We start from the raw sequence: 20925 nt of genomic DNA, 5'->3' as shown, positions 1-20925 counted from the left end.
GGTCCGACGGAGACCGACCACGACAGGTTTCCGGGGGAGCCCGACCCGCGCAGGGATCAAGCCTGACCGCCCGGAGCGGGTCGGGCTCCCCCGGAAACCCCCACGACACCAGGGCAAAGATCAAGGAACATCAACCAAGTGCTGCTGACCCTCACCACGACCCACCACCCCGCCACCGACCTCGGCCACCTCCTCGTCAAGCACCCGGACCGCGTGCAGAGCTTCGACCTGCCCGCCGGCACCGCGCACGTGTTCTACCCGGAGGCGGACGAGTCGCGGTGCACGGCGGCGCTGCTGGTCGAGGTGGACCCGCTGAAGCTGGGCGGGGGCCGGGGCCGCCGGCAGTCGACCTCCCCGGAGGGCTTCACGCTCGGGCAGTACGTCAACGACCGCCCGTACGCCGCCTCCAGCCTGCTCTCCTCGGCGCTGACCAAGGTGTTCCGTTCGGCGCTGCGCGGCGAGTCCCGGGACCGCCCCGAACTGGCCGCCACCGACCTCCCGCTGACCGTACGGGTGCCGGTGCTGCGCTGCCGGGGCGGCGCCGAGCTGGCGGTACGCGTCTTCGCCCCGCTCGGCTGGACCGTGACGGCCACCCCGGTCCCGCTCGACGAGACGTACCCGGAATGGGGTGACAGCCGCTACGTCGACCTGACGCTGACCGGGACGCTGCGACTCGCCGACGCCCTCAACCACCTGTACGTGCTGCTGCCGGTGCTGGACGACGCCAAGCACTACTGGGTCGCCCCGGACGAGGTGGACAAACTGCTACGGGCCGGCTCCGGCTGGCTGGCCGACCACCCGGAGCGGGGTCTGATCACCCGCCGCTACCTGGCGCACCGCCGGGCCCTGGCCGGCGCGGCGCTGGCCCGCCTGGCCGAGCTGCGCCTGGCCGACGAGCCGCCCGCCGACGACAGCGTCGACCCGGGTGCCGCCGAGGACGCGCCGGCCGGGGACGCCGACCCGCGTCGCGCCTCGCTGGCGGTACGCCGGCGGGAGGCGGTGCTCGCCGCGTTGCGCGACAGTGGCGCGAGCCGGGTGCTGGACCTGGGCTGCGGTGGTGGTGCGCTGCTCACCGCGCTGGCCGCCGACCGGCGGTTCACCGAGGTGGTGGGCGTCGACGTGGCCGACCGGTCGCTCGCCATGGCGGCCCGTCGGCTGCGGCTGGACCGGCTGCCGGAGCGGCAGCGGGACCGCATCCACCTGCGGCAGTCGGCGCTGACGTACCGGGACGACCGGCTGCGCGGGTACGACGCGGCGGTGTTGATGGAGGTGGTCGAGCATCTCGACCCGCCCCGGCTGCCGGCGCTGGAGGACGCGGTGTTCGGCCACGCCCGGCCGGGCACGGTGGTGGTGACCACCCCGAACGTGGAGTACAACGTCCGCTACGAGGGGCTCGGGCCGGGCCGGTTCCGGCACGCCGACCACCGGTTCGAGTGGACCCGGGCGGAGTTCACGACCTGGGTGGCCCGGGTCGCGGCGGCGCACGGCTACACCGCCGCGCTCGGCGGCGTCGGCGACGACGACCCCGAGGTGGGCACCCCGACCCAGCTTGCGATTTTCACCCGCGACGACCGGAAGGAGGAGACGAGCCGATGACCGTCCTGGACATTCCCGAGCTGGCGCTGGTGGCGCTGGTCGGCGTCTCCGGCGCCGGCAAGTCCACGTTCGCCCGCCGGCACTTCGCGCCCAGCCAGGTGCTCTCCTCGGACATGTTCCGTGGCCTCGTCGCCGACGACGAGAACGACCAGTCGGCGTCCGCCGACGCGTTCGACGCGCTGCACCACGTGGCCGGCATCCGGCTGCGGCGCGGTCGGCTGACCGTGGTGGACGCCACGAACCTCCAGCCGCACGCCCGGGCCGGGCTGATCCGGGTGGCCCGGGAGCACGACGTGCTGCCGGTGGCGATCGTGCTGGACGTGCCAGAGACGGTGGCCTGGGAGCGCACCGAGGCGCGCGCCGACCGGACGCACGGCCGGCAGGTCCTCACCCGGATGCGGCGTGACCTGCGGCAGTCGTACGGGCGGCTGGCCCGGGAGGGCTTCCGCAGGGTGCACGTGCTGCACGGGGTCGAGGAGATCGACGCGGCCGAGGTCCGCTACGAGAAGCTGTTCAACGACCGGCGCGAGCTGACCGGCCCGTTCGACATCGTCGGGGACGTGCACGGCTGCCGCGCCGAGCTGGAGGCGCTCCTGTGCCGGCTCGGTTACGCGCTGCGCCGCGACGACGCGGGCCGCCCGGTGGACGCGTCGCACCCGTCGGGGCGTACCGCGGTCTTCGTGGGTGACCTGGTGGACCGCGGCCCGGACTCGCCGGGCGTGCTCCGCCTGGTGATGGGCATGGTGGCGGCCGGGCACGCGATCTGCGTGCCGGGCAACCACGAGCAGAAGCTGCTGCGCAAGCTGCGCGGCCGGGACGTGCGGCTCACCCACGGCCTGGCCGAGACGATGGCGCAGCTCGCCGCGGAGCCGGCGGAGTTCGTCGCCGGGGCGGAGGCGTTCATCGACGGCCTGGTCAGCCACTACGTGCTGGACGGCGGCCGGCTGGTGGTGGCGCACGCCGGTCTGAAGGAGGCGTACCACGGCCGGGCGTCCGGCCGGGTGCGGTCGTTCGCGCTCTACGGCGAGACGACCGGTGAGACCGACGAGTACGGCCTGCCGGTGCGTTACCCGTGGGCGCGCGACTACCGGGGTTCGGCCATGGTCGTGTACGGGCACACCCCGACGCCGGAGCCGGAGTGGGTCAACAACACGATCTGCCTGGACACCGGCTGCGTGTTCGGCGGCAAGCTGACCGCGCTGCGCTACCCGGAGAAGGAGCTGGTGGCGGTCCCGGCGGAGCGGGAGTGGTACGCCCCGGCCCGCCCGCTGGTCCCGCCCGCCCCGGCGCGGCCGGACACCGTGCTGGACGTGGCGGACGTGACCGGTCGACGGCACCTGACCCACGCGTACGGGTCGCTGACCGTGCCGGCCGAGAACGCCGCCGCCGCGCTGGAGGTGATGAGCCGGTACGCGCTGGACCCGGGTCGGCTGGTGTGGCTGCCGCCGACCATGGCGCCCTGCTCCACGTCGACCGTGGCGGGGTTCCTGGAGCACCCGGCGCAGGCGTTCGCCGACTACCGCGCGGCCGGTGTCGACCGGGTGGTGTGCGAGGAGAAGCACATGGGCTCCCGCGCCGTGGTGCTTGTGGAACGGGAGCCGGGCCGGTTCGGCGGCGGGGCGGTGCACACGCGTACCGGCCGGCCGTTCTTCTCCCCGCCGCTCGACGACGAGCTGCTGGCCCGGGTGCGCGCCGCGGTCACCACCGCCGGTCTCTGGGCCGAGTTGGACACCGACTGGCTGCTGCTCGACACGGAGCTGCTGCCCTGGTCGGCGAAGGCGGGCGGCCTGATCCGCGAGCAGTACGCCAGCGTGGGCGCGGCCGGTCGGGCGGCGCTGCCGGCGGTGCTGGCCACGCTGGACGCCGCGGCCGGGCGCGGGCTGCCGGTGGACGGGTTGCGGGCGCGGATGGCCGAGCGGGCCGCCGAGGTGACGGCGTACTCGGCGGCGTACCGGGCGTACGTCGGTCCGACGGACGGGTTGCGCGGCGTCACGCTGGCCCCGTTCGCGGTGCTGGCCGGTGCCGGGACGAGCTACGCGGACCGCGACCACGGCTGGCATCTGGCGCTGGCGGACCGGCTCCGCGCGGCCGACCCGGAGTTCTTCACACCGACCCGGCGGCTGGTGGTGGAGCTGGCCGACGAGGCGGCGGTGTCGGCGGCCACCGACTGGTGGCTGGCGCTGACCGCGGCCGGCGGCGAGGGCATGGTGGTCAAGCCGTACGCCGGCCTGGCCGCCCGGTCGCCGAAGGGCTCGTTGCTCCAGCCCGGGATCAAGTGCCGGGGCCGGGAGTACCTGCGGATCATCTACGGTCCCGGGTACACCGAGCCGGCGCAGCTCGCCGCGCTGCGCCGCCGTTCGCTGGGTCGCAAGCGCGGCCTGGCCCTGCGCGAGCACGGCCTGGGCCTGGCCGCCCTGGACGCGCTCGCCGAGGACGCTCCGCTCTGGCGTCGTCACGAGCTGGTGTTCGCGATCCTCGCCTGCGAGTCCGAGCCGGTCGACCCGCGCCTGTAGCCCCTGCTGTTTCACGGAAAGTGGGCCCATTCGCGCGGGGATGGGCCCACTTTCCGTGAAAGCGCGGGGGTGGGCCGGGGGTGGGGGGCGGACGGGTACCCTATGTGGCCGTGGACACAGCAGAGAAGACCCGGATGATCTCCGAGAACGTGGCGTTGAATCCGCTCGACCCGAAGGACCTCATCCACACCTTCGGGATGATCGGCGTCTGGGCGATCCTGTTCGCCGAGACCGGTCTGCTGGTCGGCTTCTTCTTCCCGGGTGACTCGCTGCTCTTCCTGGCCGGGGTGGCCGCCTCGCCGGTGGCCGACGCCATCTTCGGTGACGGCACCCGGTTGTCGCTGGCCGGGCTGATGATCGGCGGCCCGATCTGCGCGATCGCCGGCGCGCAGCTCGGGCACTGGCTCGGCGCCCGCTACGGCCGACGCATGTTCGACAAGCCCAACTCCCGGCTGTTCAAGCGGGAGTACGTGGCGAAGGCGGAGCACTACTTCCAGAAGTTCGGCCCGGCCAAGGCCGTGGTTCTGGCCCGGTTCATCCCGATCGTGCGGACGTTCCTGAACCCGGTGGCCGGGGTGCTCGGCATGCCGGCCCGGCAGTTCTTCGTGTGGAACGTGGTGGGCGCGGTCCTCTGGGTGGACGGCATCCTGCTGATCGGCTACCTGCTGGCCCGCCAGATCTACGACGCCATCGGCGACAAGATCGACAGGTACATCCTGCCGGTCGTCGCGTTGATCATCCTGATCTCGGTGCTGCCGATCTTCTTCGAGTTCCTCCGCGACCGGAGGGCGCGCAAGCGCGGCGAGGCGGTCGCGGTGATCGCCGCGGCGACCGCGGCCGGCGCCGTGGACGCCGCCCGGGACGCCCTCGACGGCGACGACCACCCGCACGGGCACGGCGGCCAGCACCGCCGCTGACCGGTTCGGACACACCGAAGGCCGGCCCCCGGGCGGGGGCCGGCCTTCGCGTCTGACCTGTCGGGTCGCGGGTGACACGGATGACGGCAGCCGTCACCGTGCGTCGATGGCGCCACCCCTGGCACGCCACCGGTCACCCGCATCCGGGCGGAACGGCCTGTCGGGTTCGACGCGCGTGTCAGCGCGCCGGGCCTCGACCGGCCGACCCGTCCACAAACGGGCCGTGGTGTCAGCGAGCCTTCTTGGTGGCCCGCTTCCGCGGCGGGGTGAGCAGATCCGCGATCGTGGCGATCGCGGTCGGCACCAGCCGGTAGTACGCCCAGACACCGCGCTTCTCCCGCTCCAGCAAGCCGGCCTCGGTGAGGATACGCAGGTGGTGACTGACCGTCGGCTGCGAGAGGCCGAGCGGCGCGGTGAGGTCACACACGCACGCCTCCCCCTCGGGAGCCGACTGGATCAGGCTGAGCAGCCGCAGCCGGGCAGGGTCGGCGAGGGCCTTGAGGACCCCCGCCAGCCGCTCGGCGTCGGCGCGTTCGATCGGCTCGCCGGCAAGCGGCGAGATCTGAGGCATGGTCATTTCAGCCAACGCAGTTCCCACGTATTCCATCCTTCCACCAGCAGCATCGATCCGCCTGCATATCAGCAGATCCGAATCGGCAAACTTTTAGGCCACAAGGCCGAGGTCAGCCAACGTATAGGCCGCCCGATAAGGCAGTCCGGCGGCTCGCACCGCGTCGCCGGCGCCTCGATCAACAATAACCGCCACGCCCACGACTTCCGCCCCCGCCTCACGCAACGCCTCGATGGCGGTCAACACACTTCCGCCCGTGGTCGAGGTGTCCTCCACCGCCAACACCCGACGACCGGACACGTCCGGGCCCTCGATCCGGCGCTGGAGGCCGTGCGCCTTGCCCGCCTTCCGGACCACGAAGGCGTCCAACGGGCGGTCGGTGCCGGCCGAGGCGTGCAGCATCGCGACGGCCACCGGATCGGCGCCCAGGGTCAGGCCGCCGACCGCGTCGTACGCCCAGTCCGCGGTGAGGTCGCGCATCACCCGTCCGATCAGTGGAGCGGCCTGGTGATGGAGCGTGACGCGACGCAGATCGACGTACCAGTCCGCTTCACGGCCCGACGAGAGCACCACCCGACCGTGGACCACAGCCAGGTCAGTGATGAATTTACGCAGGTCGTCGTGGTCCCCCATGGCGATAGAGCGTACTTCCCGAGTCTGTACGCCGTCTGTGGGGTCCACCGCGGTCAACCCTGTGGGCGACCGATGAGTGGCTGTGCCCGGCTACGCTGTGCGACCGTCCATCCCGGTCAGGCGACGGATCGACCCGATCGCCGGGAGCACCGCCCGGTCACCCACCAGCCCGGTCGACAACTCCCCGGGTGTCGCGCGTGAAGCCGCGCAACAGCCGTTTCGGCGCGTGCCGCAGCCCGGCCACGGCCAGCTTGTACTTCCAGTCCGGAACGCTCACCAATTTGCCTTTGCCCAGGTCACGCAGCCCTTCATCGACGACGGAGTCGGCCCGCAGCCAGGCCCAGGCGGGCAGTCGGGACATGTCGATGCCGGTTCGCTCGTGAATTCCGGTGCGCGTGTAACCGGGGCAGAGCGCCATCACACGTACACCGAGCGGAGCCACCGACTGACCGACCGACTCACTGAAATTGGTCACCCACGCCTTGCTGGCGGAGTATGTCGATCCGGGCATGGGCACCCCGAACCCCGCAACCGAAGAGACATTTATCACTGCCCCGTGACCTCGTTCGATCATCGGACCGAGAGCCGCGTGGGTGAGCCGGAGCACCGCCAGCACGTTGAGCCGGACCAACCGCACCTCGTCCGGGACGGCCGACCTGACGAACGGGGTGTCCAGACTGATCCCGGCGTTGTTCACCAGCAGTTCCACCGGCGAGCCGGCGGTCAGCCGGCGCTCGACCATCGCCCAACCGTCGTCGGTGGACAGATCGGCCGGGAGCGTCTCCGCCGCGCCGCCGTGCCGGCCGGTCAGCTCGGCCGCCAACGCGCCGAGCCGGGCGGCGTCCCGGGCCACCAGCACCAGGTCCCACCCGTCGGCGGCGAGCCGGCGGGCGAACGCCTCGCCGATCCCCAGGCTGGCGCCGGTGATGAGGGCCCGGCGACGGACGGGTACGGCGGCGTCGGTCATGGACGATCCTCCGGAGGGGGCGGGCCGGACGGGGACGACGGCGGCGCGGACGGCGGCATCGGCGACGCGGACGCGGGTGGCGCGGACGCGGGTGGCGCGGACGGCGGCGACGACAACGACGGGGACGCGGACGGAGGGGACGGCGGCGTGGACGCGGGTGGCGTCGAGGGCCCTGTCGGTGCGGTCGCGGCCGGCCCGGTCGGTGCGGTCAGGCCGGGTGGCGGGCCCCAGGGCGTCGGCCCGGAGGCGGGCCCGCCGGACACGGTCGCGCCGTAGCCGGTGGCCGGGCCGGACCGCGCCGGGGCCGGACGGCGCAGGAAGGCGTTCGCCGAGGGCGCCGCGAGCAGCGCGACGACCACCAGGTACCCGATGATCTGCGCGACCAACATGGCCGCGTTCGCCGCGATCCAGAAGTCCGGGTACGCGTCACCGACCAGCCCGAGCAGATCGGCGGTGACCCGGTCGTCGGCGCCCAGCCGCAGCGGGGCGGCCCGCTGCCCGACCAGCGTCGCGAACCCGCAGCAGCCGCAGAGCAGCCCCAGCCCGGCGACCGCCCAGGTGGCCACCCGTGCGCCGGGGCGGCCGGCGCGCAGCCCGAGCGCGAGCCCGACCAGCAGCAGCGCGGCCAGCACGCCGAGCACGGCGGTCAGCACGGTCGAGCCGCGCAGCAGGCCGGCGACCCGGTCGATGTCGTCACCGCCCGCGTCGGTGCCCGCCGCGGCGGCCCGGAACCGGTCCACCGTGCCGCCGGCGATCACCAGGTTCGTCGCCGCGTACGCCACGGCGCCGACCGCCATCAGCAGCAGCACGGCCACCGCCGCGACGACCGCGCCCGGCCGGCGGGGCGTGACCCGATCGGGGTACGACACGACAGGTCCCTCCGGTAGGCGTCGGCTTGCAACCTACTCGGAGGGACCGTCGGCGTCGCTGATATCCGGACGTCAGTTTCCGGAAGGCGGCTCCGGGTCACGGCGCTCGCCCGGCTGACCGGTCGGCCCGGCCGGCGGCGGCGTGGTCGGCGGCTGGTCGGGGGTCGACGGGTACGCCGGGTACGACGGGTCGCCCGACTGCCCCGTGGCCGACGGGTAGCCGGGGTCGGCCGACTGGCCCGGTGCCGACGGGTACGCCGGGTAGGCGCCACCCGGCACCGGCGGCTCCCAGCCCGCCTTCGGCTTGCGGAAGAACTCGTTCGACTTCGGCAGCGCCAGCAGGATCAGCGCGCCCAGCAGCGCGAGCAGCGCGACGACGCCGAGCAGCGTGCTGACCGGGGCGAACCAGGACGGCAGCGCGTCCTCCAGCCGGCGCTGGATCTCCTGCCCGCTGGGCAGGTCGCCGCTGGTGTTGCCGCCGCCCATGGTGCCGCCGGAGACGCCGTTGAGCAGGCTGCCGCCGGTGCAGCAGAACAGGATGCCGCCCACCACCCAGGTGGTGATGCGGGAGGCGTTCTTGCCCCGGTTGTTCAGCAGCGCCAACACGACGAGACCGGCCGCCAGCAGCAGCGACAGGATCGACGTGCCGATGGTGAAGGCGTACGCGATGTCGCCGGCCGACTCGGCCGAGGTGCCGGCGTACGCGTCTTTCAGCACGTCCCGGATCTTGCCGATGACGGACAGCGTCACGATCAGGTTCAGCACCTGGATCGCGGCGACGAGAATGAGCAGCCAACTGGAAAGCGTCACCACACTGGGACGCGCGCGGGGCGAGGTGCCCGGAGCATCGACCATGATTCTCCCTCCCTGGATGAGATCACCACCGTAGCGATCCCGGGCCAGGTGAGCACGGCAGAAGGGCTCAGCGGTCGGCGGCGCGGCGCAGCCGCCGGTGCTCGGCGGTGACCACGCCGAGCAGCGCGAGGTCGAGCGCGACCGCGGAGACCGCGCCGAACTGGTTGACCGTGAAGTTGAAGACCTGCCCGAACAGCAGGTCGACCAGGATGGCCAGTTTGAACAGGCGGAACGCCTCGGTCCGGTCCCGGCGCAGCAGCCAGGCCGCGCGCAGGCTGAGCACGGCGGTGACCAGCGCGGTGGCGCTCACCCCGAGCACCGCGCCCCACTCCCGTTCCTGGTCCAGCGCGCCGGTCACGCCGTCGACGACCACCGCCACCACGGTCACCACCGGCTCCACCACCAGCCAGACCACCACCGGCCAGACCAGCCAGCGCCGGCCCACCGCCCAGGTGGCGAGGCGTCGGGCCCACGCCGCCCCGCGCTGCCAGAATCGCACCGGCGGCGGTTCCCGGCGGGGCACCGCGTCCAGCACCTGGGCCAGGGCCGCCTCGGTGGCCGGCCCGGTGCCCTGCACCAGGCGCAGCACCGCGATCCGACGCCTGTCGGTCAGCCCACCGGGCAGGCCGCTGAGCACCAGGTCCAGCGCGTTGGCGGTGCGTTCGGCCGGGGTCAGCCGGGCCCGGCCGGTGCGCCCGCGTACCGCCTGGGTGAGCAGCACCAGCAGGGCGAACGCGACGTAGATGATGGCCGCGGCGGGCGCGTAGAAGTAGTCGGTGCGAGCGGTGACGAACTTGCCGACCTCGTCGATGAAGAGCCCGAACCCGACGCCGCCGACCACCGCGCCGGCGGTGCGCGGCCCACCACCGAGGAACACCAGCGCGATGCCCAGGCCGACGACGAGCAGCAGGCCACCCCAGAGCACGTGCGCGATGTGCAGCCCACCGCCGCCGAGCTGTGGATAGTTGGTGGCCTGGAGGTAGGCCCGGACGGCCAGCACGGTGACCACACCGGAGAGCACGAACGCCTGGAGGTACGCGGCGGCGCCGATCGCCCGGGTCGGCAGCCGGCGGACCAGCCGGTGGTGTGCCCGCATGCTCCGAAACCTAGTAGCCGCGCCACTCCTCGCGGGCGTACTCCAGCACCCTGGGCTGCAACAGCGTGGAGGCGGGCACGTCCACCCGGCCACGGTCGGCGGGGAACGTGGCGGCGGCGGCGAGCACGGCCGGGGTGAGGAAACGCAGCGGCGGCGCGTCGGCCGGCAGGGCCAGCTCCGGCGCGGCGTCGCCGGGCGCGGCGAGCACGAACCCCCAGTCGCCGAAGCTCGGCACGTCGACGTGGTACGGCACGGTGGCGAATCCCGCCTCCCGCACCGACCGCTCGATCGACCAGTACGACCGGGGCGCGAAGTAGGGCGAGCCGGACTGCACCACCAGCCGCCCGCCCGGGGCCAGCACCGGCCGGACCAGCGCGTAGAACTCGACCGTGTAGAGCTTCGCGGTGGCCGTCTCGTCCGGGTCGGGCAGGTCGGCGATCACCACGTCGAAGCGTTGCGTGGCGGTCCGCAGCCAGCCGAACGCGTCCAGGTTGAGCACCCGTACCCGGGGGTCGGTGAGCGAGGCGTGGTTGAGGTCGCGCAGTTGCGGCTCGCTGCGCGCCAACGTCACCACGGCCGGGTCGAGGTCGACGAGCGTCACCGAGCGCACGTCCGGGTACTTCAGGATCTCCCGCGCGGCCAGCCCGTCGCCGGCGCCGAGCACCAGCACGTCACCGTGCGGCCCGCGCATCGCCGGGTGCACCAGCGCCTCGTGGTAGCGGTACTCGTCGACGGAGCTGAACTGGAGGTCACCGTTGAGGAAGAGCCGCAGGTCGGTGTCGGTGTGGCCGACCTCCCGCACCGAGCGGGTCAGCACGATCTCCTGGTAGCGGCTGCGCTCGGCGTGCACCACCGGGTCGCGGTAGAGCTGCTGGCGGGCGGTCACCTCGAAGTCGTGGGCGGTCACCCAGGCGTACCCGAGCAGGAGCGCGACCACGACGGAGCCGGCGCCGAGGCCGACCCGCGCCCGGCGGCTCAGTTCGTCGCGGAACACCGTGAAGACCAGCACCACCCCGGCCACGGCGTTCACCGCGCCGACCACGAGCGCGCCCTTGAGCTGGCCGAAGATCGGCATCAGCAGGAACGGGAAGGCCAGCCCGCCGAGCAGCGCGCCCACGTAGTCGGCGGCGAACAGGTCGGCCACCGCGCTGCCGGCGGACTGCTCGCGGATGCGTTGCAGCATCACCATCAGCAGCGGGATCTCCGCGCCGATCAGCAGCCCGAGCACGAACGCGGTGCCGACCAGCGCCGGGCCGTAGAGGTCCAGCCAGGCGAACGCCGCGTAGAGGCCGAGCACGGAGAGGCCGCCGAGCAGCGCGAGCGTCAGCTCGATCACGGCGAACGCGGGCGCGGCCCGGGACTGCAACGGCTTCGCGACCAGCGCGCCGACGCCCATCGCGAAGACCATCACGCCGAGCACGATCGACGCCTGCCCGACCGCGTCGCCGATCAGGTAGCTGCCGAGCGCGACCAGCGCCAGCTCGTACACCAGGCCGCAGGCCGCGCAGACGAAGACCGCGAGCAGGACCGCCGCGCGGGCCGCGCGCCACCGCGGCCGCGCGGGCACGTCGACGGTCACGCGTTCTCCCGGGTACGCCCGGCGGGTCCCGCCCCGGCGCGCTGCGCGGGCCCGGCTTCCCGGCGCTGCCGGTTTCGCTGTCGCACGCCCACGGCGATGAACAGCGCGGCGGCCAGGAACAGCCCGACCGTGGTGAGCAGCAGGACCCACCGGTCCCGCCAGAAGTCGCTGCCGGCGTCCGGTAGCGGTGCGGCCGGGGTGGCCGGCTCGGCGGTGGGGACGGCGGCCGGGTCGGCCAGCCCTCGCTCGGTGGCGAGCAGCGGCAGCATCGTGGCGGCCCGGGTGACGGCCCAACCCGGTTCGTCGACGAACGCGTCCTCGTCCAGCCCGAAGCGGCCCAGCCCCGACTCGATCGCGGAGAGGTCGGAGAACTCGATGTCCGACGAGCCTCGGACCCGGATCGCGGCGGAGTCGTTCGACTCGCTGCTGGACGACGTGTAGAAGACGTTGGCGGTCACCTCGATCCAGCGCGCGCAGCCGGCCGCGTCCTCGACCGGGGTGCCGTCGCCGAGGTTGGAGCCGACGCTCACCGGGTCGTACCCGTCGAGCAGTCGCCACCCGTAGCAGATGCCCTGGCTGTCGGCGGCGGCCTGGAGGATCGGCACGGTGCCGGAGCGCTCGTCGGCGGCCGGCGCGGGAACGGTGGTGTCCGAGTCGCCGGTGATCGCCCCGAGGACGCAGGCACCGACCGTGACCCCGATGATCACCGTCCAGATCAGCACCTGTTGGCGCTTTTTCTGCGCGCCCGTCGCGGTGGTCTTGCTGTTGGTCATCAGCTGATGGCGGCGGCGATGATCGCGCCGGTGGCGACGTGCACGGTGGCGGAGATCCAGACCGCCGGGTGCGGGTCCGGGTCGACCAGCAGCTCGCCGAGCTTGCCGGGGGTGGCCACGTCGAGCAGCACGAAGGCCGCCGCCATGATCACCAGACCGAGGAACCCGTACGCGGCGGCGCCGACCAGCCCGAGCATGAAGTCGTCGGCGCTGGCCACGATCGCGGCGACCACGACGGTGCCGACGCCGACCAGGTTGGAGGCGAGCAGCAGCGTGGCGTTGCGGTTGCGCTCGGCCCAGATCAGCTCGTGGAGCTTGCCGGGGGTGGCCAGGTCGACAAGCAGGTAGCCGACGGCCATCAGAACCACGCCGACCACGCCGTAGGCGAGGGTGACCAGCAGATCGGTGACGAGATGCTGCACAGGGACTACTCCAGGGTGAGGGGGTCGGACGGGCTACTTGCCGGCGCCGGGGCCGCCGCCCCGGACGGTGCTGCCTCGGCCCCAGCCCCAGCTGTTGCCGACGACGCTGTGGTACCGGGGGTACGCGGTGGACATCCGCTCCAGCAGGATCACCGAGCCGACGGCGAGCGGGAGGATCACCACCGAGTCGTCGTCGTAGCGCAGGTACACGCCGCTGCCGTCGACGTACTGGTCGGCCGGCTGCCAGGTGTCGGTGATCTCCTTCGACACCTGGCTCGGCGACCGGTTCGAGGTGTACGCGACGGCCTGCGAGCCGATGTCCCGCCCGGACGCCCGGGAGTAGTGGTCCTGCACGTAGCCGCGCGGCGAGAAGTTGCCGTAGAAGATCGCGAAGGCGGCGACCAGGGCACCGACCACGGCGACCGCCACGCCCACCACGAACCACCGTCGGTACGTCACAGCTCCTCCACCACCGTCTCGGTCAGGACCAGCTCGTTTGTCTGGGGGTAGGCGTGCCAGGTGCGCCAGGCGACCGGGCCGCCCGGCGGGTCGGGTCGGACGGCGAGCGCGGTGACCGCGTCCTCGTCGCCGGGAAACACCCCGACCAGGGCGAACGGGTCGCCGGCCAGTTCGGCGCGGAGCGCCGCGACCCGGGTACGCAGGCCGTCGCCGGCCGGCCGCAGCACGGTGGCGGTGAACCGGTAGCCGGCGGTCGCGTCGTGCAGCGTGTCCGGCAGGTGCGGCCGGCGGCCGGGCAGGCAGGCGACCGTCTCGGTCAGCCCGCCGAGGACCACCTGGTGGGAGGCGCCGAGCAGGCGCAGCCGCAGTCGGGTCCCGCCGGGCAGGTCGACGTCGCGGACGGCCAGCGCCGGCAGCTCCGGGCCACCGAGCGTCAGGCTCAGGTCGGCGGCGCGGCTGTCGACGTACGGGGTCTGCAGGGCGACGAGCACGCTCACTTCACCTGGTCCGGGCCGCCCTGCGGGTAGATCATCACCTCGGCGCGGCGCAGTTCCTCGCCGAGGTTCACCTCCCAGCCGGCCTCGCCGTACGCCTCGAACGACAACCGGGCCCCGCCGGGTGCCTGGTAGTCGTGGTAGCGCATGGTGCCGCGTGGGTCGAGGCCGGTGCCCTCGGTCGCGGTGTAGCGCGCCTGGCCGGACTCGTCCCAGTTGTAGCGGCGACCGGCGATCTCCAGCGTCGGGGCGCCCGGCGTCACCGTGGCCCCCGGCTCACTGGCCCAGAGCACCATCTCCAGGTCCGGCTCCGCCTCGACGGAGAGCCAGCGCTTCACGCCGCCGGCGTCGTCGAGCAGGTGTTCCGCCCAGCTCCAGCCGCCCTCGACCAGGTGCACCGAGCCGCGCACGGTGTACGGCACCTGGCGGATCTCGACGATGTCGCCGGGCTTGAGCGCGCGCGGGTCGCCGCGCAGCGCGTCCGAGTCCCGGTCCCGGAACGGGTCACCGGGTGCCGCCTTCGGGCGTGGCGCCGAGCGGGACCTGCGCAGCGCGATCACGGCGATCACCACGCCGGCCACCCCCAGCAGGCACCCCAGCGTGGCCACCACGTACGCCACCGAACCGTTCATGACCGCCTCCCCCCAACCTGCATTGGCGGAGACGGTAACAACCCCGCGCACCTCGGCCGAAGCGCTGTTCGCTGAGTGTGGGGTCAGCTACGGTCTGCCGCCGCGAGCCGCTCGGCGGCGTACTCACCCAGCGTCGTCCGTCCCATCACGCAACCGTGGAACGTGGTGAACTCGCCGTCGTCGTCGCGCAGCCGTTCCCAGGCGTCCCGCCCGGCCGCCGGATCGACGGCTTCCAGCAGTGTCGCCGCGTACGCCTTCCCGGCCGGCGAGCCCTTCCGGAGCAGCCGATCCACCTCTTTCCGGGCGTGTTCGGAATGGTCGGCGAGTGCCCGCTCGATGTGCCGGTACGCGTCCGTGGCCGGCAGGATCTGCCCCGCGAACCCCACCCCGCCGAACGCCAGCGTGTCCGCCTCGGCGAGCTGCCGGACGGCGGCGTCCAGTTCCCGGTCCTTCTTCCCCATCCCCACCATGCCCTCCTATTGCCCGCTCCGCCCCGACCCGACGCTGTTGACCATGAAGTTGTCCGGCACCACGACGGCGTGTCGCACCGCCAACCTCATGATCGCCGGAAGGGGGGCGGGGCCCCGGCCGGGTGGGCGGGGCCCCGGGGTGGGTGGGCGGGGCCCCGGGGTGGGTGGGTGGGTGGGGGCGGGGGGTGCGGGTCAGGCTGCGGTTACGGTCAGGGCGTCCTTCGTGTCGGCCAGGTCGACCTGGACCGTGTCGCCGTCGCGGATCTCGCCGGCCAGGAGCGCCTTCGCGAGGCGGTCACCGATGGCCGACTGCACCAACCGGCGCAGCGGGCGCGCGCCGTAGATCGGGTCGTACCCGTGGTCGGCCAGCCAGGTGCGGGCCGCGTCGGTGACGTCCATGCCGAGCCGACGGTCCGCCAGCCGGCGCCGCAGCCGGTCGAGCTGGATGTCGACGATGGCCCGCAGGTCCTCGCCCTGGAGCGCGGCGAACACCACGATGTCGTCGAGGCGGTTGAGGAACTCCGGCTTGAAGTGCGACCGGACCACCGCGAGCACCCCCTCCCGGCGCTCCTCCTCGCCGAGCGTGAGGTCGCTGATCACCGACGACCCCAGGTTCGAGGTGAGGATCAGGATGGCGTTGCGGAAGTCCACCGTCCGGCCCTGGCCGTCGGTGAGCCGGCCGTCGTCGAGCACCTGGAGCAGGATGTCGAAGACGTCCGGGTGGGCCTTCTCCACCTCGTCCAGCAGGATCACCGAGTACGGCCGGCGGCGCACCGCCTCGGTGAGCTGGCCGCCCTCCTCGTACCCGACGTAACCGGGCGGGGCGCCGACCAGACGGGCCACCGAGTGCTTCTCGCCGTACTCGCTCATGTCGATGCGGACCATGGCCCGCTCGTCGTCGAAGAGGAACTCGGCGAGCGCCTTGGCCAGCTCGGTCTTGCCGACGCCGGTCGGGCCGAGGAAGAGGAAGCTGCCGGTCGGGCGGTCCGGGTCGGCGACGCCGGCCCGGGCGCGGCGGACCGCGTCGGAGACCGCGCCGACCGCCTCGGCCTGGCCGACCACGCGGGCCCGCAGCGACTCCTCCATCCGGAGCAGCTTGGCGGTCTCGCCCTCCAGCAGCCGGCCGGCCGGGATGCCGGTCCAGGAGGCGACCACGGCGGCGATGTCGTCCGCGCCGACCTCCTCCTTGAGCATCGCGCCGTCGGCCTGGAGCCGGGCCAGCTCCTCCTCGGCCTGCTTCAGCTCACCCTTGAGCGTGGGGATCCGGCCGTAGCGCAGCTCGGCGGCGCGTTCCAGCTCGCCGTCGCGCTCGGCCCGCTCGGCCTCGCCGCCGAGGCGCTCCAGCTCCTCCTTGGCGGTGGAGAGCTTGGTGATGTGGCTCTTCTCGGTCTGCCAACGCTCGGAGAGCGCGGTGAGCTGCTCACGCTTGTCGGCCAGCTCCTTGCGCAGCCGCGCCAGGCGCTCGGCGGAGGCGGCGTCGGGCTCCTTGGCCAGCGCCATCTCCTCGATCTCCAGCCGGCGCACCGCCCGCTCGATCTCGTCGACCTCGACCGGGCGGGAGTCGATCTCCATGCGCAGCCGGGACGCGGACTCGTCGACCAGGTCGATCGCCTTGTCCGGCAGGAACCGGTCGGTGATGTAGCGGTCGGAGAGCGCGGCGGCGGCGACCAGCGCGGCGTCGGTGATGCGTACGCCGTGGTGCACCTCGTAGCGCTCCTTGAGCCCGCGCAGGATGCCGATGGTGTCCTCGATGGTCGGCTCGCCGACCAGCACCGGCTGGAAGCGGCGCTCCAGCGCCGGGTCCTTCTCGATGTGCTCGCGGTACTCGTCGAGCGTGGTCGCGCCGACCATCCGCAGCTCGCCGCGGGCCAGCATCGGCTTGAGCATGTTGCCGGCGTCCATCGAGCCCTCGCCCTTGCCGGCGCCGACCACGGTGTGCAGCTCGTCGAGGAACGTGATGACCTGCCCGTCGGAGTTCTTGATCTCCTCCAGCACGGACTTGAGCCGCTCCTCGAACTGGCCGCGGTACTGCGCGCCGGCCACCATCGCGCCCAGGTCCAGCGAGACCAGCTTCTTGTCCCGCAGCGACTCGGGCACGTCACCGGCGACAATGCGCTGGGCCAGGCCCTCGACGATGGCGGTCTTGCCGACGCCCGGCTCACCGATCAGCACCGGGTTGTTCTTGGTACGCCGGGACAGCACCTGGATCACGCGGCGGATCTCCGAGTCCCGGCCGATCACCGGGTCGATCTTGCCGTCGCGGGCGCTGGCGGTCAGGTCGACGCCGTACTTGGCCAGCGCCTGGTAGGTCTGCTCCGGATCGGCGGTGGTGACCCGACGGTCCCCGCCCCGGACGGTCGGGAACGCGGCGACCAGGTTCTCCTCAGTGGCGCCGGCGTTCTTCAGCGCGACCGAGACCGCGCCGCCGACCCGGGCCAGCCCGGCCAGCAGGTGCTCGGTCGAGGTGTACTCGTCGCCGAGCGGCCGGGCGATCTGCTCGGCGGCGCCGATGGCGTTGACGAACTCCCGGGCCAACGTCGGCTCGGCCAGGCTGGAGCCGCGCGCGGCGGGCAGCGCGTCGACCGAGCGCTGGGCGACCCGGCGCAGTTCGGCGGCGTCGGCGCCGACGGCGCGCAGCAGGCCGGCGGCGGTCGAGCCGTCGGTGTCCAGCAGGGCCAGCAGCAGGTGCCAGGGCTCCACGGTGGCGTGACCGCGCTGGTTCGCCAGCGCGACGGCACCGGTGATGGTCTCGCGGCTCTTGGTGGTGAGGCGTTCCGTGTTCATGGGCTCCCCCGGGATCGGCGTGTCCACTGGACATGACACAACCAGAGTTGAGTCTATTCCGCTCAACTCCGGGCATGTGACCCGGGTCACTCTTCACCCGGTCGTCAGCGACCGCGGCGGCCGGGGAGATGTGCGGTGCAGGGCGTCACGTGGTCAGCGCGCAGCACGCAGCGCCGGCCGCCGTCGAGCTTGCGGTCGCAGAACACCGAGTGGCGTACGCCCTGGTCGTCCTCGGCCGAGACGGTGATCCCGCCCAACTCCACCGCCGCGAGGAACCCCAACGACCGGCCGGCCGTGCGGCCGAGCATCTTGGCCCGCGCCAGGTCCGACGCCCGCACCGGCAGGTGGATCACATATCGCCCGGTCATCGTGTTCCCCTTCTTCCGGGCCTACGGAGATGAGCGGAAGCCGGCACGACTGGCCGCGCGACCAGCCGTGCCGACCACGGCCGCCACCCGAGAGGCCGGTTGCCTACCAGGCATTTCGCCGATGGCGTCCGCACCGACAACATACAATGCAAAGCATTGCATGACAATGGGTGAGCATGCTTACCACGCAAAGTGTTGGTCAGTGGGTGTGACTCGTGGGAAGATCTTGGGGCCTACCAGGAGCCGCCGCATGCCCCGAGTTTCGGACCGCCAGAGAATCGCGCAGGACATCAGGGACAAGATCGCCTCGGGCGAGTACGCCCCGGGCGCCAAGCTGCCCTCGCTGCGCGAGCTGATCGCCCATTACCAGGTCTCCGCAGAGCCGGTCCGCTCGGCGCTGCTGATCCTCCAGGCCGAAGGGCTGGTCGAGGGGCACCAGGGCAAGGGCACCTATGTCACCCCCCGCGGCAACGCCTCCTGATTCCACGAGCATCCGGGCCGTGGCTCGGCTCCGGGAGCAGCATGTGCCTGGCAGAGGTAGCCTCACCGGCGTGCGAGTACGTGTCGAACAGACCGCCTTACCGGGAATCGGCGTACGTCATGACCTGATGACGGAATCCGGCCGCCGGCTCGGCGTGGTCTCCCATCGCAATGGCCGCCGCGACCTGGTCCTCTACGACCCGGACGATCCCGACTCCTGTCAGCACGACATACCGCTGACCGACGACGAGGCGGAGGCGCTGGCCGACATCCTCGGCGCGTCGCTGATGCTGGGTCAGCTCTCCGGGCTGCGCGAGCAGGCCGCCGGGCTGCTGACCGAGCAGATCGTGATCCCGGCCGGCTCGAAGTACGTCGGTCGGCGGCTCGGCGACACGAAGGCCCGCACCCGGACCAGCGCGTCCATCGTGGCCGTGCTGCGTCAGGGCGAGGTGAACGTCTCGCCCGACCCCACCTTCCGGTTCGAATCCGGCGACGTGGTCGTCGTGGTCGGCACCCGACAGGGGCTCGACGGCGTCACCTCCATCCTCGCCGAGACCGACCCGGACGGCTGACGCGTATGCACGAAACCCAAATCCTGCTCGTCGAGGTCGGCGCGCTGCTGCTCCTGCTCGGCCTGCTCGGCCGGCTCAGCCGTCGCGTCGGCGTCTCGCCCATCCCGCTCTACCTGCTGGCCGGCCTCGCCTTCGGGCACGGCGGCCTGCTGCCGCTCAACGCCAGCGAGGAGTTCTTCGCCGTCGGCGCGGAGATCGGCGTGATCCTGCTGCTGGTCATGCTCGGCCTGGAGTACAGCGCGAACGAGCTGGTCGGCAACCTCCGCTCGGCCGCGCCCGCCGGGCTCATCGACGCGGTGTTCAACGCGCTGCCCGGCTTCGCCTTCGCAATGCTGCTCGGCTGGGGCTGGGTCGCCGCCGTGGTGCTCGCCGGCGTCACCTGGGTGTCGTCCTCGGGCGTGATCGCCAAGGTGCTCGGCGACCTGGGCCGGGTCGGTAACCGGGAGACCCCGGTGGTCCTCTCCGTCCTGGTGATCGAGGACCTGGCGATGGCGCTCTACCTGCCGCTGGTCACCGCGCTGCTCGCCGGGGTCGGCCTGGTGAAGGGCGGCATCGCGCTCGCCATCGCGGTGTTCACCGTGGTCGTCGTGCTGGCCGTGGCGATCCGGTACGGGCACCTGATCTCCACCGCGCTCTCCGCCAAGGATCCGGAGGCGCTGCTGCTCGGCGTGCTCGGCCTGACCCTGCTGGTCGCCGGTATCGCGGCCAAGCTCCAGGTCTCCGCCGCGGTCGGCGCGTTCCTGGTCGGCATCGCGCTGTCCGGGCCGGTCGCGCACCACGCCACCCAGCTGCTGTCGCCGCTGCGGGACCTCTTCGCCGCGGTCTTCTTCGTGTTCTTCGGGCTGGTCACCAACCCGCTGGACATGCCGCCGGTGCTGCTGCCCGCGTTCCTGCTGGCCGTGGTGACCATGGCGACGAAGGTGGCCACCGGCTACCTGGCCGCTCGTCGGGCCGGGATCGCCGAGCCCGGACGCTGGCGGGCCGGCCTGGCGCTCACCCCGCGCGGTGAGTTCTCCATCGTCATCGCCGGGTTGGCCGTGTCGGCCGTCTACCCGGTGGAGCCGAAGCTGGCCGCGCTCGCCACCGCGTACGTGCTGATCACGGTGGTGACCGGTCCGCTGCTCGCCCGGTTGCCGGACACTCCGTGGTTCAAGCAGTGGCTGCGCCGACGCGCCGCCGCCACCCGACCGGTCACGGTGCCGGTGGGCGACTGACCCGAGGCCGGGCCTGATCGGCTGCTCAGCCGGTCCGGCCCGACCAACGGTTGTCAAATTGGTTCCGGGAAGGTCTACCACTGCTCCGCCGAAGCGCGTTAACGTGTCGCCCCAGCAGCCAGGGTCCGCGGGTGGCCGGAGCCCCCGTCAGCGTCAGCGGAAGGTCGGCCGGTGAACGTGCGGGAAGAGACGTTCCACGGCTTCGCCAACCCGGTCGATCCCTCCCCCGCCGAGCTGCGGGCCTGGGCGTACCAACCGGACTCGGTGCCACTGGCCTCCATGCCGCCGGACTGGGACCTGCTGGTCGCCGGTGACCACCTGGTGCAGACGCTGTTCGACCTGGCCATGGACCGGTCCTGCCCGGCCCGCCGGTTCGCGCTGCACTGCCTCTACATCTACGCCGCCGACGGCATCCGGACGAACTTCCGCGCGCACCCGAAACGCCGCTTCCGCAAGCTGGTCGAGCAGGCCGAACGGACCGGCGACGACCTGATGCGCAACTGGGCGCACAACAGCCGGGTGCTGCTCGCCCGCCCGGATCTCTTCGTCTACCGCGACTGGTGCGAGGGCGGCCTGGTCCGCGAGAACCGCCGCCTCTGACCCACCCCGCCCAACCCCCAACCCCCGACCCCACCTCCGCCGTGATCATGAAGTTGACGGC

The 20925-nt window shown here is 72.8% G+C and carries 22 protein-coding genes; 7 read left to right on the top strand and 15 right to left on the bottom strand.

What is annotated here, in order from left to right; genetic code table 11:
- The first annotated feature begins 138 nt into the window (after positions 1–138).
- The 3 genes from OG767_RS01965 (at position 139) to OG767_RS01955 (ending at position 5026) form a co-directional block, all read left to right on the top strand.
- Positions 139–1596, top strand: coding sequence for a 3' terminal RNA ribose 2'-O-methyltransferase Hen1 (locus tag OG767_RS01965; protein ID WP_405091891.1), 1458 nt, complete (start codon positions 139–141; stop codon positions 1594–1596).
- Positions 1593–4109: a polynucleotide kinase-phosphatase gene (locus tag OG767_RS01960; RefSeq protein WP_405091890.1), complete on the top strand. Its 2517-nt coding sequence runs from the start codon at positions 1593–1595 to the stop codon at positions 4107–4109. The genes OG767_RS01965 and OG767_RS01960 overlap by 4 nt, the downstream gene beginning before the upstream one ends.
- Before the next feature lie 134 nt (positions 4110–4243).
- On the top strand, positions 4244–5026 hold the full coding sequence (locus tag OG767_RS01955) for a DedA family protein (protein WP_405094107.1): 783 nt from the start codon (positions 4244–4246) through the stop codon (positions 5024–5026).
- A 229-nt stretch (positions 5027–5255) separates the two neighbouring features.
- Here OG767_RS01955 and OG767_RS01950 read toward each other — a convergent pair whose 3' ends face one another.
- The 15 genes from OG767_RS01950 to OG767_RS01880 form a co-directional block, all read right to left on the bottom strand.
- Positions 5256–5633 (bottom strand): helix-turn-helix transcriptional regulator, encoded by a 378-nt coding sequence (locus OG767_RS01950; RefSeq protein WP_007073957.1) that lies wholly within the window; start codon positions 5631–5633, stop codon positions 5256–5258.
- Between the two features lie 57 nt (positions 5634–5690).
- Positions 5691–6230, bottom strand: coding sequence for an orotate phosphoribosyltransferase (pyrE, locus tag OG767_RS01945; RefSeq protein WP_107162644.1), 540 nt, complete (start codon positions 6228–6230; stop codon positions 5691–5693).
- 157 nt (positions 6231–6387) lie between these two features.
- Positions 6388–7197, bottom strand: coding sequence for an SDR family NAD(P)-dependent oxidoreductase (locus tag OG767_RS01940; RefSeq protein WP_405091889.1), 810 nt, complete (start codon positions 7195–7197; stop codon positions 6388–6390).
- Positions 7194–8066 (bottom strand): hypothetical protein, encoded by an 873-nt coding sequence (locus tag OG767_RS01935; protein ID WP_405091888.1) that lies wholly within the window; start codon positions 8064–8066, stop codon positions 7194–7196. Before OG767_RS01935 ends, OG767_RS01940 begins: the two co-directional genes overlap by 4 nt.
- Positions 8067–8138: 72 nt before the next feature.
- The gene (locus OG767_RS01930; protein ID WP_405091887.1) at positions 8139–8921 is read right to left on the bottom strand and encodes a hypothetical protein; all 783 of its coding nucleotides are present in this window, start codon (positions 8919–8921) and stop codon (positions 8139–8141) included.
- A 67-nt stretch (positions 8922–8988) separates the two neighbouring features.
- On the bottom strand, positions 8989–9987 hold the full coding sequence (locus OG767_RS01925; RefSeq protein WP_405094106.1) for a hypothetical protein: 999 nt from the start codon (positions 9985–9987) through the stop codon (positions 8989–8991).
- 40 nt (positions 9988–10027) lie between these two features.
- Complete coding sequence (locus OG767_RS01920; RefSeq protein ID WP_405091886.1) at positions 10028–11596, bottom strand: polyamine aminopropyltransferase; 1569 nt, start codon at positions 11594–11596, stop codon at positions 10028–10030.
- Positions 11593–12369 carry a hypothetical protein gene (locus tag OG767_RS01915; protein ID WP_405091885.1) on the bottom strand — a complete coding sequence of 259 codons (777 nt, stop codon included), beginning with the start codon at positions 12367–12369 and terminating at the stop codon, positions 11593–11595. Before OG767_RS01915 ends, OG767_RS01920 begins: the two co-directional genes overlap by 4 nt.
- A complete protein-coding gene (locus tag OG767_RS01910) occupies positions 12369–12791 on the bottom strand; it encodes a DUF350 domain-containing protein (protein ID WP_405091884.1) in 423 nt (140 codons plus the stop codon). The genes OG767_RS01915 and OG767_RS01910 overlap by 1 nt, the downstream gene beginning before the upstream one ends.
- 33 nt (positions 12792–12824) lie before the next feature.
- Positions 12825–13250: a DUF4247 domain-containing protein gene (locus OG767_RS01905; protein ID WP_281933638.1), complete on the bottom strand. Its 426-nt coding sequence runs from the start codon at positions 13248–13250 to the stop codon at positions 12825–12827.
- Positions 13247–13741 (bottom strand): DUF2617 family protein, encoded by a 495-nt coding sequence (locus tag OG767_RS01900; protein ID WP_107162655.1) that lies wholly within the window; start codon positions 13739–13741, stop codon positions 13247–13249. Before OG767_RS01900 ends, OG767_RS01905 begins: the two co-directional genes overlap by 4 nt.
- A gap of 2 nt (positions 13742–13743) precedes the next feature.
- Positions 13744–14376 carry a DUF4178 domain-containing protein gene (locus tag OG767_RS01895; RefSeq protein ID WP_405091883.1) on the bottom strand — a complete coding sequence of 211 codons (633 nt, stop codon included), beginning with the start codon at positions 14374–14376 and terminating at the stop codon, positions 13744–13746.
- Between the two features lie 83 nt (positions 14377–14459).
- Positions 14460–14837: a hypothetical protein gene (locus tag OG767_RS01890; RefSeq protein ID WP_405091882.1), complete on the bottom strand. Its 378-nt coding sequence runs from the start codon at positions 14835–14837 to the stop codon at positions 14460–14462.
- 201 nt (positions 14838–15038) lie between these two features.
- The gene (clpB, locus tag OG767_RS01885; protein ID WP_405091881.1) at positions 15039–17630 is read right to left on the bottom strand and encodes an ATP-dependent chaperone ClpB; all 2592 of its coding nucleotides are present in this window, start codon (positions 17628–17630) and stop codon (positions 15039–15041) included.
- Positions 17631–17734: 104 nt separating this feature from the next.
- Positions 17735–17998: a hypothetical protein gene (locus OG767_RS01880; RefSeq protein WP_405091880.1), complete on the bottom strand. Its 264-nt coding sequence runs from the start codon at positions 17996–17998 to the stop codon at positions 17735–17737.
- 250 nt (positions 17999–18248) lie between these two features.
- Between OG767_RS01880 and OG767_RS01875 the strand changes: the two genes are divergently transcribed.
- From OG767_RS01875 to OG767_RS01860, 4 genes are all read left to right on the top strand, one after another.
- Positions 18249–18479, top strand: coding sequence for a winged helix-turn-helix domain-containing protein (locus OG767_RS01875; RefSeq protein ID WP_405091879.1), 231 nt, complete (start codon positions 18249–18251; stop codon positions 18477–18479).
- 70 nt (positions 18480–18549) lie between these two features.
- A complete protein-coding gene (locus tag OG767_RS01870) occupies positions 18550–19050 on the top strand; it encodes a cation:proton antiporter regulatory subunit (protein ID WP_107158231.1) in 501 nt (166 codons plus the stop codon).
- Between the two features lie 5 nt (positions 19051–19055).
- The gene (locus OG767_RS01865; protein ID WP_405091878.1) at positions 19056–20264 is read left to right on the top strand and encodes a cation:proton antiporter; all 1209 of its coding nucleotides are present in this window, start codon (positions 19056–19058) and stop codon (positions 20262–20264) included.
- 171 nt (positions 20265–20435) lie between these two features.
- Positions 20436–20864, top strand: a complete 429-nt coding sequence (locus OG767_RS01860) for a hypothetical protein (protein WP_107158229.1) — start codon at positions 20436–20438, stop codon at positions 20862–20864.
- Positions 20865–20925 lie beyond the last annotated feature (61 nt).

The organism is Micromonospora sp. NBC_01392 (assembly GCF_045040125.1).
In the GTDB taxonomy this organism is placed as follows: Bacteria; Actinomycetota; Actinomycetes; order Mycobacteriales; family Micromonosporaceae; genus Micromonospora.
This window is presented reverse-complemented; position numbering and strand designations above follow the sequence as displayed.